This window comes from Mucilaginibacter sp. Mucisp73, from assembly GCF_059491465.1.
The window spans coordinates 4,689,808-4,704,763 of record NZ_CP168507.1 but is presented as its reverse complement, the minus strand read 5'-3'; the positions used below and the strand labels follow the sequence as shown (position 1 = coordinate 4,704,763).

General features: G+C 43.7%; 16 protein-coding genes. 5 read left to right on the top strand and 11 right to left on the bottom strand.

Annotation, left to right across the window (positions count from 1 at the left end; translation table 11 throughout):
- Positions 1-14: 14 nt before the first annotated feature.
- From ACEN82_RS19435 to ACEN82_RS19420, 4 genes are all read left to right on the top strand, one after another.
- Entirely contained in the window at positions 15-746 is a 732-nt protein-coding gene (locus ACEN82_RS19435) for a lysophospholipid acyltransferase family protein (protein WP_413321419.1), read from the top strand.
- A gap of 553 nt (positions 747-1,299) precedes the next feature.
- On the top strand, positions 1,300-1,773 hold the full coding sequence (locus ACEN82_RS19430) for a ribonuclease H-like YkuK family protein (RefSeq protein WP_090533971.1): 474 nt from the start codon (positions 1,300-1,302) through the stop codon (positions 1,771-1,773).
- 59 nt (positions 1,774-1,832) lie between these two features.
- Complete coding sequence (locus tag ACEN82_RS19425; RefSeq protein ID WP_413321420.1) at positions 1,833-2,669, top strand: sulfurtransferase; 837 nt, start codon at positions 1,833-1,835, stop codon at positions 2,667-2,669.
- A 177-nt stretch (positions 2,670-2,846) separates the two neighbouring features.
- The gene (locus ACEN82_RS19420; RefSeq protein ID WP_413321421.1) at positions 2,847-3,320 is read left to right on the top strand and encodes an SRPBCC family protein; all 474 of its coding nucleotides are present in this window, start codon (positions 2,847-2,849) and stop codon (positions 3,318-3,320) included.
- Positions 3,321-3,352: 32 nt separating this feature from the next.
- Here the strand turns inward: ACEN82_RS19420 and ACEN82_RS19415 are convergent, their stop codons facing one another.
- On the bottom strand, positions 3,353-4,102 hold the full coding sequence (locus ACEN82_RS19415) for a DeoR/GlpR family DNA-binding transcription regulator (RefSeq protein WP_413321422.1): 750 nt from the start codon (positions 4,100-4,102) through the stop codon (positions 3,353-3,355).
- A 66-nt stretch (positions 4,103-4,168) separates the two neighbouring features.
- Here ACEN82_RS19415 and ACEN82_RS19410 point away from each other — a divergent pair, with 66 nt between their 5' ends.
- On the top strand, positions 4,169-4,729 hold the full coding sequence (locus ACEN82_RS19410; RefSeq protein WP_413321423.1) for a 5' nucleotidase, NT5C type: 561 nt from the start codon (positions 4,169-4,171) through the stop codon (positions 4,727-4,729).
- 81 nt (positions 4,730-4,810) lie between these two features.
- Here ACEN82_RS19410 and ACEN82_RS19405 read toward each other — a convergent pair whose 3' ends face one another.
- The 10 genes from ACEN82_RS19405 to ACEN82_RS19360 form a co-directional block, all read right to left on the bottom strand.
- Positions 4,811-5,659: a hypothetical protein gene (locus ACEN82_RS19405; protein WP_413321424.1), complete on the bottom strand. Its 849-nt coding sequence runs from the start codon at positions 5,657-5,659 to the stop codon at positions 4,811-4,813.
- A gap of 20 nt (positions 5,660-5,679) precedes the next feature.
- Positions 5,680-7,056, bottom strand: coding sequence for an acetylxylan esterase (locus tag ACEN82_RS19400; RefSeq protein ID WP_495644000.1), 1,377 nt, complete (start codon positions 7,054-7,056; stop codon positions 5,680-5,682).
- Positions 7,031-8,263: an acyltransferase family protein gene (locus tag ACEN82_RS19395; protein ID WP_413321426.1), complete on the bottom strand. Its 1,233-nt coding sequence runs from the start codon at positions 8,261-8,263 to the stop codon at positions 7,031-7,033. Before ACEN82_RS19395 ends, ACEN82_RS19400 begins: the two co-directional genes overlap by 26 nt.
- A 396-nt stretch (positions 8,264-8,659) precedes the next feature.
- Entirely contained in the window at positions 8,660-9,610 is a 951-nt protein-coding gene (mnmL, locus tag ACEN82_RS19390) for a tRNA modification radical SAM protein MnmL/YtqA (RefSeq protein ID WP_413321427.1), read from the bottom strand.
- Positions 9,611-10,088: 478 nt separating this feature from the next.
- The gene (locus ACEN82_RS19385; RefSeq protein ID WP_413321428.1) at positions 10,089-10,880 is read right to left on the bottom strand and encodes a DUF5995 family protein; all 792 of its coding nucleotides are present in this window, start codon (positions 10,878-10,880) and stop codon (positions 10,089-10,091) included.
- 562 nt (positions 10,881-11,442) lie between these two features.
- Positions 11,443-11,676 carry a hypothetical protein gene (locus tag ACEN82_RS19380; RefSeq protein WP_413321464.1) on the bottom strand — a complete coding sequence of 78 codons (234 nt, stop codon included), beginning with the start codon at positions 11,674-11,676 and terminating at the stop codon, positions 11,443-11,445.
- A complete protein-coding gene (locus ACEN82_RS19375; RefSeq protein WP_413321429.1) occupies positions 11,577-11,987 on the bottom strand; it encodes a transposase in 411 nt (136 codons plus the stop codon). Before ACEN82_RS19375 ends, ACEN82_RS19380 begins: the two co-directional genes overlap by 100 nt.
- A gap of 255 nt (positions 11,988-12,242) precedes the next feature.
- Positions 12,243-12,692 (bottom strand): hypothetical protein, encoded by a 450-nt coding sequence (locus ACEN82_RS19370; protein WP_413321430.1) that lies wholly within the window; start codon positions 12,690-12,692, stop codon positions 12,243-12,245.
- A gap of 39 nt (positions 12,693-12,731) precedes the next feature.
- A complete protein-coding gene (locus tag ACEN82_RS19365; protein WP_413321431.1) occupies positions 12,732-13,262 on the bottom strand; it encodes a hypothetical protein in 531 nt (176 codons plus the stop codon).
- Positions 13,263-13,269: 7 nt separating this feature from the next.
- Positions 13,270-14,862 carry a hypothetical protein gene (locus ACEN82_RS19360; protein ID WP_413321432.1) on the bottom strand — a complete coding sequence of 531 codons (1,593 nt, stop codon included), beginning with the start codon at positions 14,860-14,862 and terminating at the stop codon, positions 13,270-13,272.
- Positions 14,863-14,956: the final 94 nt, after the last annotated feature.

Here is a 14,956-nt window from a genome sequence, read left to right as displayed (position 1 = left end):
AACTTCGCCTACTGATGAAAAAGTTATTAGGATATATCCTGTCGCCTATTGCCATAATTGCCTTTTTTTTAGCCCTGGTTATTTTTCAGCCCATCCAGTGGATCTGCTTTCGTTTTTTTGGCTATGCCGCGCACAAACGTTCGGTCGATATCCTGAACTTATGCCTGTTCCGCACTTTTTATATCATTGGCGATACGGTAACTTTTATCAATAAGCAAAATTTGCCGATGGGCAGGCCAATTATATTTGTGGCCAATCATCAAAGCCTGCTCGATATCCCCCCGCTTATTTATTACCTGCGTAAGTATCACGCCAAGTTTGTTTCTAAAATAGAGCTTACCAAAGGAATCCCCTCTATCAGTTACAATCTGAAACACGGCGGCGGTGCTAATATCGACAGGAAAGACTCCCGCCAGTCCATGACCGAAATGATAAGTTTGGGTGAGCGCATGAAAGCCAATAACTGGTCGGCAGTGATCTTTCCGGAAGGCACCCGCTCTAAGGATGGTGTAGTACGGTCTTTTCAGCCGGGAGGTGTTGCCATGCTGCTAAAAAAATGCCCTGAGGCATTGCTGGTGCCTATCGCCATAAAAAATAGCTGGAAAGTTGTACAATATGGCTTTTATCCGCTTAATACTTTTATATCCATGACCTGGACGGTACTTGAACCGATTGAGCCCGGTAAAACCCCGATTGGCGACCTGGTATTGGAAGCCGAGAACAGGATCAAGGCTGCGTTGTCCTGATTTCGGAATTCGGAGTTTCGATTTCGGATTTTTTATTTTTGGCTTGCGCGGATAAAAAGCGCGGGATTGAGCGATTCCCTCCCTTGGGAGGGTGTAGGGAGGGGTTTCATAAACTTGTTTACATCGTCAAAATAGCGGATAAACCCCTCCCTGCCACTACACTTCTCCAACGCACCCCTCCCCAAGGAGGGAATTCGAACCTCTTCCGAACATCCCAACTGGTCGAAGTTTAGCGTCAGCGTAACTTCGTCCCAAAACAGGGCAAGCATTCTGCTTGCGGAAGCGGAAAATTAAATTGATAGTATAGTTAAGCTGAAAGCTTAACACATTTTAGGACGAAGTTACGCTGACGCTAAACTTCGACCAGTAAAAAAACTCCTTCCTCTTTAATTTCGAAATCCCAAATCCGATATTCGAAATGCAACCAACCTGTTAATAATCAGGTAAATGTTAACAAATAAATCACATGTTATTTACGTTAATATGAAACGTTATCGCTTATTTTTATAGACCCATAAAAGAGGTCGCCTAAAATTTACCTAAAATAATTTTTATGACCTGGAGAAAATTCAGCGGCGAAGTAATCCAATCGCCCATTATGGAAGAGGTTGAAAAGGCAATTGAACGCGAAGCCCTCCTTGGCAACAAGCTAAAAGTATGCATCGGCACTGACTCACAAGTTAAAGGATCTGTAACAGATTTTGCAACCGTGATCGTGTTCCTGCGCGAAAAACGCGGCGCTTTCATGTTCATACACCAGGAACGCACTTCGCAAAAAATGAGCATTAAAGAAAGGATGCTGAGCGAAGTACAGAAGTCTATCGACATTGCTTACAAGCTTTGTGATTTGCTCGACCTGTATGATGTAGAGCTTGAGGTACATGCCGACATCAACACCAACCCGATGTTTAAAAGTAACGCGGCCCTGCACGAGGCTATGGGTTACATCCTGAGCATGGGTTTTGTGTTTAAGGCCAAGCCCGAGGCTTTTGCAAGCTCATACTGCGCCAACAAAATAGTGCAGTAAATTTGCCGAAACCCAAAGCGTGTATCTATATTTGATATTAAAACATATCAGATATACCTATGTCGCCACTTATTGAAATCAACGACCCGGCTTTAGCCGCACAGGATACTATTCTTATTGATGCCCGCGGTGGGCAGGACTCTTACCAGCGTTACCTGGCAGGCCATTTAAACCACGCCATCTACGCCGACCTTGATCAGCACCTTACCACTAAGCCCGATGACCCCGCCTTTGGCGGCAGGCACCCGCTGCCTAATATACAGGAGTTTGCTGTATTGTTAGGTAACTGGGGCATCACACCTAAGAGCCACGTAGTGGTTTATGACGACAAGTCGGGAGCGTTTAGCGCATCGCGGTTATGGTGGATGCTGCGGGCAATTGGTCATGAAAATGTACAGGTATTGAATGGCGGCTTACAGGCTGCTAAAGACGCCGGTGTGCAATTGAGCACAGAAGCTTATACGCCGGTTGCGGTTGATCCGTATCCGGTAACACACGAATATGCAAATACTGTTGAGATAGCGGAGGCTGGAGAAGCTGCACAGGATCCCTCACGACTGGTAATTGACGTACGCGAAACGCCACGCTACCTGGGCCAAACGGAGCCTTTGGATTTGATAGCCGGCCATATCCCCGGTGCTTTAAACCTGCCTTATATCAACAACCTCGGCGCCGACGGTAAGTATTTACCCGCCGATGAGCTGCGTAAGGCTTACGATGCCGCCATTGGCGATGTAGCGCACAGCGAAGTGATAGTTCACTGCGGATCGGGTGTTACAGCCTGTCATACCCTGTTGGGCATGGATTACGCGGGCATCAGCGGCCCGAAGCTTTATGTTGGTTCATGGAGCGAATGGTCAAGAAGGGATTTGCCGATAGGAAAGGAAGAAAGGTAGGATAACGTATTCTGCCGCCGCTCGGCTCCAGCCGAGTGGCAATTATCCCCAGGCCTCTGGCCTGCGTATGCCGGCGGTCGGGAGGCCGCTTGATAGTTACCACCCGGCTGGAGCCGGGCGGTGGCGTGTGGGACGAGCCCATCAAAACACTTACCCATCCACCCTTGTTACCCCATAGTGAAAACATACGTTTTAAAAAGAGAACAGTCTATCCCCATCACTCTTAACGAGGCCTGGGATTTTTTTTCCTCGCCCTTAAATCTGGCCAGGATCACTCCGAATGATATGCGTTTTGTGGTAACATCTGATTATAACGCAGATACTAAAATGTATCCTGGCATGATCATTACCTATAAAATATCACCGTTGCTGGGCATCAAAATGGACTGGATGACGGAGATCACCCATGTTGATGATAAAAAGTATTTTGTTGATGAGCAGCGTTTTGGGCCATACGCTTTATGGCATCACCAGCACCATTTTAAAGAAATTGACGGTGGAGTGCACATGACCGACCTCTTACATTACGCTATCCCTTATGGTGCAATAGGGAGATTTGCTAATGCCGTTTTCGTTAAAAGCAAGGTTGAACAGATTTTTGATTATCGTACTAAGGCTATTGAGGAAATGTTTGGGAAGTACAAGTATTAAACCACGGGTTGAAAGCCAGCGGTAGTGTTATATTAAAAGATATTAATGCCTGCTTCCCTGTATGTCGAAAGTTCTTCATTGTCGGGAGAAACATCGGTAATGATGGTATCCAGTTCTGTTACCGGGCCTATGTAATAAGAATCGGCCTTGTTTATTTTTTCTAAGGTGGATAAGGCGATGGTTTCTTTAGATACTTCGATCATTGTTTTCTTGATCTCGGCCTCTTCATAATCCCTTGTTGTGATACCAATGGCAGGGTGCACACTGCAAATCCCGAAAATACAAAGATCGGCCCGGATATTCCTGAAGGCATTGATGGTTTCATGCCCGATGGTAGTAAAGGATGATTTATAAAGGCGACCGCCTGCAAATATTACTTCAACCGTTGGATGATCTTCAAGCGCGCTCGCTACCGGAAAGCTGTTGGTAACCACAGTGATCCTTAAATCATCCGGCAGGCTTTCAGCCACAGCCAAGGTTGATGTACCGCCGTCAAAAAGTACAACCTGTCCGTCTTTTAAAAAGCTCAACACTTTTGATGCGATGACTTTCTTAGAGGCAATGTCATGCTTTTCTCTCGCGCGGTAATGGTGCGGAATGGGAGAGTGGGCGACCGCGCCGCCCCTTACTGCTGTTAATAACTTCTGATCGGCCAATACTTTAATGTCCCGGCGTACAGTATCTTCCGAAACATTGAGTTTTTCGCTCAGTTCGGCAAGCATAACTTTGTTATCTTTTGATACGTGATCTAAAATGATCTGGAGTCTTTCTTCTCTTACCATGTTTGCAATATAATGCAAAGTTATAATTTATTTGCAAAATGTTGCAATAATGTTTTGCTTTGTTGCATGAAAACGCAAACCAAGAAAACTATCGCCATTGATATGGATGGTGTTATTGCCGATGTTGAGCCGCAGCTTATCAAATATTATGAACAGTTGTATGGCATTACTACAACCCTTGAAGCTATTGATGGCTTATCACATGCCGAGGCTTTTCCCTTAGATGCTGCAACGAAGGCTTCGTTGAACCTGCCCGGATTTTTCCGTACGCTGCCGGTTATGCCGGGCGCTATTGAGGCAATTAAAAAGCTGATGGAAGATTACGAGATATACATTGTATCGGCCGCTACGGAATTTCCGCTGTCGTTATTCGAAAAGCTGGAATGGCTTCAGGAGCATTTCCCGTTTATCAGCTGGCGTAATATTGTGCTGTGTGGCGATAAAAGTATCATCCATACCGATTACATGATAGATGACCATTGTAAAAACCTCGACTATTGCAGCGGCAAGGCCATCATGTTTAACGCGCATCACAATAAACACGAACACCAGCATGTGCGCGTTTACAATTGGGATGAAATATTGAACCTGTTTGAAATGGAAAAAACTTCTGCAGATTTAGCATAGCAGAATCTAAAGAAGTTTTTTGATAACGATAACTATTGCTTTAAGCTTTATGCCTTCTGCTTTTAGCTTTTTATAAGGCTATTATTTCGTATCTATCCGGTAATTAAGTGATGCCGAAAAGCTGGTGCCCGCGCCGGTATTTCGCCCGGTAACAAAGGTGCCGCCGGTTAAAAACAGCGAAAGGCTTTTGGCAAATGCATGACCGTAGCTTAGCGATACCTGGTTAAAGGCAAAGTTTTTACTGGCGCTTGGGTTTACGTTAAAATCTTTATTGATACTGGTGGCATAAAAGCCGCCTACACTTAAGGAAATCTGCTCGCGGAACTTTTTATCAAGTGTTAAGCCGTATGTGGCGTTGTACCTGTCCTGAAAAACGCTTTCATAGCCAAAATATTCGCGCACGCCGTTTTCAAGGATAAAGAACGAGTTTTTGCCGAATAAATGCCCGCTGCCTGCAAAGGCCAGTTTAAGTTCGGCCCCTTTTTGGTTATAGCCCAGCGCGGTGTTGGTATACATAGGTACAATAGCTGTGCCCTGTAGGCTGAAATAATATTTATAATTGATATTGGCCAGGTAATACCTGATCCCCACTTCCAGGTCCTGGAAACCTGAGCTTTTGCTGGTGCCCAGATCTGTACTAAAGGTATTCATCACATACGGTGCCAGCACCGACAGGGTAAACCTGCGACTTAATCCAACTTCCGAATATAAGGAATAGTTCCATGAACTGAACTTGCCGTTATTGGCAAATGCTCCTTTATGGCTGTCGGCATCCCAGGCTTTATTGGCAAAAAAGTAAGTTGCCGAGGGCGACAGCGAGATCCTGCCCGGCCTTACCGGGAAACCTCCTGCATAACTTTTACCTGCGGCTAAGGCAAATATTACTATCCCCGCAAGTAAATATTTTGATAAAGTATTTTTCAAGGTCATGTGTGTAGATTTTAATCGTTTTAAAATAAACCAAAGGTGTCGCGCATCCAACGGCCTTCATAATCCTTATATACCTGGCTTACCTCGTGCCCAAGGTTTTTAAATACCATTAAGTGCTTATCGCCATGCATCGAATTGAACACCGCGTAACCATTGCCTGGTGGTACATAGGGGTCCAAAAGGCCTAAGCCCAAAATAGTAGGACATTTTATGGTTGTTACAAAGTTTTTGGTGTCGTAATAATCAAGGTTGTTGAGTACCTGGTTAAACGTTACGCCGGGCTTGCTTAAAACATATTTTTTAATGTCGTTAATGGGCCATTCAACGGTGCCAACCAGGTTCCGGATATCGCTCATGATAGGGTTTTGTGCCGAGCAAAGTGTAACCCTATGATCAAGGCCGGCAAGCGCCAGGGATAAGTAACCACCCATACTGCCGCCGGTAGCCAGGATCTGATCGTGCCTTAAATTAGGCTGCGCATAAATAAAATCAACCGCGCGTACGCAATCCATAATCACGCCGCGCATTACGTACTTGTTTTTATCCTCAATGCGATAGGAGATAAAAGCATCGCGCTCGGTATGGATCACATCACGGCTGGTACCTTGCCCACGGGTATTAAGGGTAATGATCACCAGGTCGGGATCGAGGCCTACTATAGGGTATAGCTTTACCTGGTAACCGGGTAAGCCAAGCAATACCGAAAACTTCTTGTTTTTATTTTTGCTGATAGGCACCGTCATGTAACCGCGGATGGTAAGGTTATCCAGCGATTTCATCTCTATTTCGTAAACCTTGCGGTTTTCCGTGTTCATGGATGGTACTTCGGTGATTTTGTAATTGGGTTTCACTTTGGCCAGCTCATCTTTGGCGGTTTGCCAAAACTGGTCAAAGTCGGCCGGCCTGGCATATTGCGACCGGATTTCCTCCGGCCTGATGCCAAAAGCGCGGCGGGTGGTATCGTCATAATCGCTCACATTGATCATCATGTTAACCTTGTAAAAACCTGTTTTTAGGTTGGGTACCTCAAAATCATATTTGGAAGTGCTTTTTTTGCCCAGGTTTACCGGCTTTGACAGGGTTTTAACAATTTGCCCATTTTCGGTAGTGATATTGTATGATATGCTGCCTTCCTGGTTAGTGTCATAAGTGTTTTTAATTTCAAAGCTGAATGAGGCTGTTGAACTGAATATACCATCCTTATTATTGATAGTTAATACCGTTGATACTTCATCATCACCACCGCTTTTGTTGGTGGTCTCCGCCGGGTCTTTTTCGGTTTCCTGTGCCATGGCCGGTAGGGCGGCACACCAGGTCAGTAAAGCGAAAGCAATAATCAGTAATTTGTTGGCGTTTTTTAGCATGTTGTAATTAGGCTTTAATCTTAGCTGATTCATTTTCGGGATTGCGTGCTTTGTTTTTAATCAGGAAATCAGACTTGCGGATATAATGGTTAAGCGGTTCTTCAATTAATTTAAACAGCGTTATGGAAACGATATTTAAAACGATAAAGGCGTACAAAAGGTTTAAACTATCATACTCAAAAGGCGAATGCCAGTCGACACCCCATTTATCATAAAGCTCAAAAACATAATCGTTAAGATTATTCATGCCCTGATGGATAAAATTGTACATAAAGCCTAAGTGGATCAGGTAAAATATGTAGGAGCTTTTGCCCAGCAGTTCAATAAAAGGGTGCGCTAAAAACTTTTTAAGGAGGGTAGTTTCGGTGAGCAGGCCATAAAAGAAAATGGCAATCGAGGTAGCCAGCAGATAGTTATTGGTTACAATGCCCCAGGGATTATGCAAACCGGCTTCATATCCTTTCGGGATGGTCAAGGTGGACATGATCCACACGCAAAAAAAGATCAGGAAAAAGCCCAGGTAAGTGAACTTCTTTTTGCTTGTACCATCCAATTTTTGTTTGCGTACTATGAGCGCCAGCTGAATGCCCGCATAAAACTCAAAGCACCGGCCTAAAAAGGTGTACAGCATCATAAACGTAAAGTTGCCGAAGAAACCGAACCAGTTTACATGACTAAAGATGAGTACAAGCAAAACCCCTAAACCGGTAACCGCAATAGGCTGGATATAAAACTTTTTGTATTTAGTGGCGATAAGGAAAATAAATGGCGCCGAAAAGTAAAAGCATTCTTCAACCGTGAGCGACCAGCCCTGTGCAATGCCCGTAAACTTAAACTGGTCAAAAAATCCGCGCACAAAAACGATATTCATGAAAAACATAACCACCGGGTTTTGCCCTGCTGTTACTGTTTGGTTTTGGGTAAAATGATAAGCTATGAACGCGCCAATGGTAAGCAAGGCATACATGGGATAGATGCGCGCCACCCGGTTTTTAAGGTATTGCAGAAACCAGGCTTTTGTTAATTTAAAACTATCAAAATAGCGAAATGCGATCAAAAAGCCCGAAAGCACAAAGAAAATGGTAACCCCGATATGGAACTCGTTAAAGAAACGTTGCACAGAGTGGGGAAATTTCTCATCAAACACATAGGCAAAATGCGAAATGAAAACCAGGTAGGCCGCCATGGCCCTTACACCGGTTAATGCCGGGATATAATTGGATTGTGCTCTTTGTGACAAAATAGACGTATTTAACTTTCAGATCAATTTAATTATACGTAAATGTTTGCAAAAGGGATACCAATGTTTAGGAAGTAACAGCTAACAAGTGTGATATTTTAAGTTGCAGTGGCAGCTTTTAGTTGCAGGGAGAAGAGCATTGATTTGCTTATTCGTTAAACCAGAACCGGGATTTGGGGAGATTTGCCGGATTGATGGATTTTGGTGTTTAATTCCCTCCCCTGGGAGGGGTGCGATTGGCATGCGTAGTGGCAGGGTGGGGTTTATGCGCTATTTAAACGATTGGTTCTATCGGTGAAACCCCTCCCTACACCCTCCCAAGGGAGGGAATCGCACAAACCCTCGTTTTTTCTGAAAAACTACCACGGTATAAAAAATCCTGACAATCCTCAAATCCTATAAATCAAGGTTCAGACCACTTCCCTGCACCACACCTCGGCTCAAAATCCTTTGATCAATATAATACTGGATCTCTGATTTTTTCAAACCCCAGTTGGGGGCGATGAGCAGTTCGCGGTCGCTGAGACCGAAGAGGCGCTGGATCACGATATCCGGGCGAACAAGCGGTAACAGCTCGCACAGAAAATCGGCATATTCGTCAATACCAAACAGGTGAAATGGTTCGCGTTTGTATTTTACGCCCATTACCGAGCCTTCAACAATATGAAGGTGGTGGAATTTTACAAACTTGATCTGTTTAAAGCGGTTGATCTCGTCGGCATATTTCAGCATCATTTCTTTGGTTTCCCAGGGGAAACCGAAAATGGTATGCACACAAATGTCCAGTTTCGAGTTTTCGACCAGGCTCAGGGCTTTCACCAGCTCTTCATGGCTGCAGCCGCGGTTAATCTGGTTTAGGGTATCATTGTAAATGCTTTCCATGCCCATTTCCAGGTCAACATCAAAACGGTCGGTATAGCTTTCCAATAAGGCGATTTTTTCCGCATCGATACAATCGGGCCGGGTACCTACCGAAAGGCCTACAATATCTTCGGTACCGTAGCTTAGGGCTTCATCGTACAGCATTTTGAGGTAATGCGCCGGGGCATAGGTATTAGTATTGGGCTGAAAGTAAATAATAAACTTATCGGCCTTATTACCTTTACGGGCGCGCTCCATGCCCTCCTCAACCTGTTGGCGTACCGTGGGGGCGTTGCGGCTTACAGAAGGCGTAAATGAATCAACATTACAGTAAGTGCAACCGCCGTAACCCTTCGACCCATCCCGGTTGGGGCAGGTAAAACCACCATCAACAATTACTTTAAACACGCGATGGCCTTTGTATTTTTCCTTAAGCCATGGCCCGTAATTGTTATAGCCTTTTTCCCAGGTTGTTATTGTTTGCATTTATGATTTCACCGATTTTTGGATGAAGGCACCGATTAACTGCTGCTTTCACCGATCAGGTGGCAAAGATAATGAATTTTGATGAGGGAGGGGTTTATTGTTAGGAAGGCTTATATAGTACGTTATGTACTTTATATTTAATTGACTGCCCGACGATACACAATATTAATTATTATTGTATTATAAATAATCTAAATTCCAAAGCGTGTTACACATAGGCTCAACGCTCGAAACAATTGGTTTACTTGGTGTATACCTGTGTAATATTCCGCTATATATTTATAAGATACTGCGTGCAGTATTTACAGGGCAACACATTCCCAGCTATCGGTATCTCTTTTATATACCTCAATGGCTTAACAATTATGTGAAGTTTTTTGGAGGAGGAATGCTGGTATTGTTTTTTGTGCTGATCGCAATTTACAAATAGGATTTCCCGCTCCTTCTTGCAATTCAGCGTTTACCCAGCGCTAAACATCTAATTCACCTTCAAATAAGTCTTTTTATAAGTGCTCAAAATCTCAGTTATTTTGGATGGATCACGTTTTTCAAACAGGTGAATGATCCATACGGTAATACGCAGCATCCCAACAGGGTTAACAATGCCTAAACCCAACTTGTTGATGTCATTATCCCTGCTGGCTATCTGCTTAGGATAAGCATCCCCGGTACGGGTAAACAGGTCTTCGGCAAAGCACCAGGCACCATCACGGGCGTTGCTAAGGGCAAACTGGATGAGGATAGAATTATTTTGCGCATGCAGGCCCGCCAGTGACAGCAGCGGCGAGATCCGGTTCAGCTCGCTGATCACCTCGTAAGTAAGCGCCGAAAGTATAGTATTAATGGAATTAAAATCATTATGGACCTCGGTTAGCGGCTGGTTAAGGTTGCGGGCTACTTCTACAACAGCAACACCCAAATCAAGGTTGATATGCGCGTTCATGCCAATGAGCAGGTGCTGCAGTACCAGTCTCGACGGTTTATCAAAAATGCTAAAAGCCAACTCCCACGACTGTGAGCAGGGCTGTTTTTGCTGCCAGCAATGATAAGCCATAATATACCTGTTAGCGAAGATCACGTCCAGCTGTTCCATGCGGGCAGGGTTTTCAAACTCACCGTTCTGGATGCCTTCCCTCACCTTGCAGGTAACTTTGTGGTACAGGGCCGCGAAATACCCCGCCCTACTGTCGGTTTTTATAGCGTCGGCAATAATAGCTTCTAATTGTTCAATAATCTGGTTAATAGTTTGGGCTGGTGCAATAGGTTCCATAGCAGGCAGATAAGTCCAGGTAAATTAATTATTTTAAAGATATGATTTTTGTTGATGGCTTAAATATCCGGTTTCATACCTTTTTTTGTTGCGGTTATTGCCTTTGCCGCTCAAAGCAGTGCTATTTCGGCCCGGGCGAGGGAAATAAATAGGACAAAAGGATTTCGATTTTATTGCTGGTTTGCCTTTATTGCTAATAATATCCTAATTTTTTAACCTGAAAGAAATAATAATTGTAAAAGTGCCTCCCCGGTATCAAAAAACGACTATTTTATAAAACCATAGCCAGTTTTATTCGTACTAATTATAGTATTAATTAATTATTCACCTAAAATTAAACACTATGATTACGTTATTATTGGCATTAAGCGCAAGTGCATTATGCGGTTTTTTTGTTGCGCACAGTACAAAGGAAAATGAATGTTAAATGTAATAGACTAAACGGTGTAATTATGTGAAAAGGCTGATCAGAGATGATTAGCCTTTTTTGTTGAGGGCTTCTTTCGCTACCGAATGCTGCTGCACGTGTGCCGCGTGTATCCTGACTGCAAGTATGTACTATTTATAAAAACTCAATATCAATTAAACCCTTGCCATCTGCATAATCTATCGCGCTTGAATATTGCCAATATGAAGGTTCGGTAACAAAACCGGCTTCCACAGGGTTATTATGGATATAATTGGCCTTTTGTTCAATTACCGCTGCACTCCAAAGTTCAATAGGCTTATTATGATGCTGCCAAAATTGATTCTGTTTAACATTACTGCTTTTTGAAGCTGCGCGTTTAACATCCACAACATCCAGTCTCTTCGTGATTCCTGGATGTTTGATGTAATTGTTGCTATAAGTTGTTTAGCCGTGTATTCTTTAAACCGACCTAATATAATTTCAGGATTGTTGTTCTTTGCGCTGTAAATTAAATGGATATGACTTGGCATAATACACCAGCAGTATAGTTCCATGCCTAAATTCTTTTGACAATAGGTAAGGCTTTCAATAATAATTTGATTGTATATAGGTCGGATAAATACATCAATCCAATAAACTGTGGCAAAACTTACAAAGTATAATCCTTCTTTGTTCAAAAACTTGTATTTGCGACTCATGGATGTGTTTTAGGTGTATAAAGCTACAATAATAAGGTTCAAATATTAATACGCTTAATTGATTTGTTGAAAGCATGTTTATGGCTGGTGCACGCGTGTCGCGTGTACCTAATTTGCTTATAAAGATATGCAGATGACGAGGGATAATGGATTATCGAGCATGCAGGCACATATATAGGCAAGCATGACGTGTTACTTAGCATGCGGGACACACGCGACACGCGTGCGCCAGCGAAGGGGAGGCATGGAATAGACCTAATTTACCTTTTCGAACAGCGCTCCATACACCTCAACACCATCTTGCAACACCATCTCTCTCCTAAAGCAGATCAAATCAGCAATTGACCCCTCCAATCGATTCGGATTTGCTTTATTAACAGTCAAGAATCCAAGGAGTTTTCCGTTCCCGTCGACAACCTTCGGCGGATACTTTGCCTTTGGATTATATGGCGAATAATTGCTTTTTACAGAACCATATTTCCCCAATTCATTCCAAATTGACGTTGGACTATGAGCAGTACCGTAGTCTGAAAACTGGTTCCATATTGAATTGGGTGTTTGGCTGTCACAGTCAAAACACCCCAAAAATTGGCCGTAGTGTTCCCCTCCGTATATTTTTGTTTTTCCTTGCGCCTTTACTCCATTGGAACTAACAACAACCAAGAATAGTAGTATCGCCAACCGCTTCATAGTATGTCTCTTCATTATGATCTCCGAGGGCTTCACCAAAGCCTTTTTACAACATTACCTATTACCTTTGGTGAGCACCGGTATGAAGATTGGAGACAACATAACGGCTTTTCCGGTAAAGTCTTTATTGTTAAACTTCAAATAAGACTCAAGGTACCCATTCGTGTAATACTTATTGGAATTAGGTAATTGGGGTTCATAACTCACCGGAATCAATAAAGAAACGTCTTTATAGGATTTTATCCTGGCATACTTTTCAAGCGTCGCCTTGTCATCATGCCATTTTTTCCTGTTATCGAATGCCTTAACAAAGGTAGAATCTGCACTGTCTGAGAACCGCATGTCTGCCACCTTTCCATTCTTGTCAATGTCAATTTTCAACACGGCAAACGTCGGTGTTGTGGTAGACATATACGATGGATTATAAAAGGAGTTGTACACGGTACCGGAGAATTCAGTTAAAAGACTATCAGACAGGGTATGTTTATATTTGCCTTCACCCAGCATTTTGTCTTGTGCGTTCACGGTATTTATCCCAACACAAAAGGAAATTAAAACAGCAATACTTTTTAATGAATTTTTCATATCAAATTTATTTACATCTTGTACCTAAAGCACCAATTGAATAGGCCATTTGAGTAAAAGTATAATCGCCCTGTAACCCCATATCCCTTGCCACCGTGTATAGAAAGGTGGTTGTCTGGTCGAGCCCACCTAAAGATAGGTTTTTTGCATCATTAGGAGGTATTCCAGGAAACATCGTTGTTAGCGACGCGCTCATTTTGTTAACGTAATCAATAATTATGTTCTCATGCTGATTCTTAGGATCGACCCCCTTCGCTTCAAGATAGGCATGCAGGGCCTCGTGCATAATGACTGTTGCGACAAATTGTTGTGAGTAATTAGGCAACGTACTTTTATTTAATTGAATGGTGACATTGAGGTTCCCGTATGAATCAAAGCCGCCGTTCATTTCTGTATGCCCCTCAACGCCGGACGCAAGCGAAACATTGTCAACAAATGTCAAGTTCAATTTTTCTGTTCCTTGAAATACTGATTTTATTAACGTGTTTATCTGATTGCTTACGCCAGCCAATATAGTTGCGTCTACCATGTTTTTCAAGCACGAGTTGGTTGTTTGATTAGTAATAGTATTACTTGAAGTTACCACAGTTGGGCACGGGGTGGTGCCTCGAGGTGGAGGAAAGCCATCTCCAGGAGGATCGGTCGGTAGTGGTTGTAGCTGGTTCACCGTCACACTATTCACAGTGATCTTGCCCGCGTTATCAATCGCGTTTGTTGGCACGCATGGTGCAGGAGAAGGAGGAGTTGTCGTCCCTCCGCCGCCGCCTCCACCACCGCCAGTTCCGGGAATAGACCCGCCACCACCGCCACCGCCTGAATCCCATGTGCCCGAATAGCTGGTGACACAATAGCTGTCAAGCACGACGCTTCCCGTGCTTTGCCCGTTATAGGAGCTTGTTTGCGTCCAGGTGTAGCAGGTTGTAATCTCCGTTAAGTTGGCTTTTATCGCATCAGTCTGGGTTTTGCCGGTAGAAGCTGAAGTAGCCGAAGCACTGTCAGGCGATATCTGCCCGCTGATCGTACCGTTTTTGTATGTCCATGCATTCACAAACTTGCCTTTTGGAGTGGAATAGAGCACTACGCCGGTGAAGGCGCTGTCCCGCTTGTTGTATTTGTTGCGATCAAGTTTCGTGAGATCACCTTTGAGATACGACGGGTCGCCGATAATAGTCATAATGTAGGCTTGATAGACGCCGAGCGACTTTATCAAGAGGAATGAGCTTTTACTGTTCGCCGCTTTGTATTCCGTCCCGGTGGTTTGTTCTTTCAACCCAATGTTGAGTTTGCCTGATATCGCCGCGTTTACTGGCATTTCGAGCACCTCGTCATCAAAGCGTGTATACGTTGCGCCGCTGTTCCAATCGGGTTTTAGGCCCTGGCTCCAATCTTGACCGACAGATGCTGTTTGCGTCGCAAGCTTGGCATTTGTTGGGTACGCTTTTTCGTACCAGTTTTTTGCTTCGGTAACGGCGGCGGGATTGGCGACAGGCGGAGCGGTCACATGATTATCTTTCTTACAGCTGCCGATGATGAGGGCAGTAAGCGCAACGGGGGCGCATAGGAGGAGGAGCTTTTTGAAAACTGGTTTAGGTTGTTTCATTATTAAAGTAGATTATCTTTATGTAAGATAATAACTAAATAATAAATTAAAGAATATTTAATATTTTATTTATGCACATAGAGCCTATTAGGGG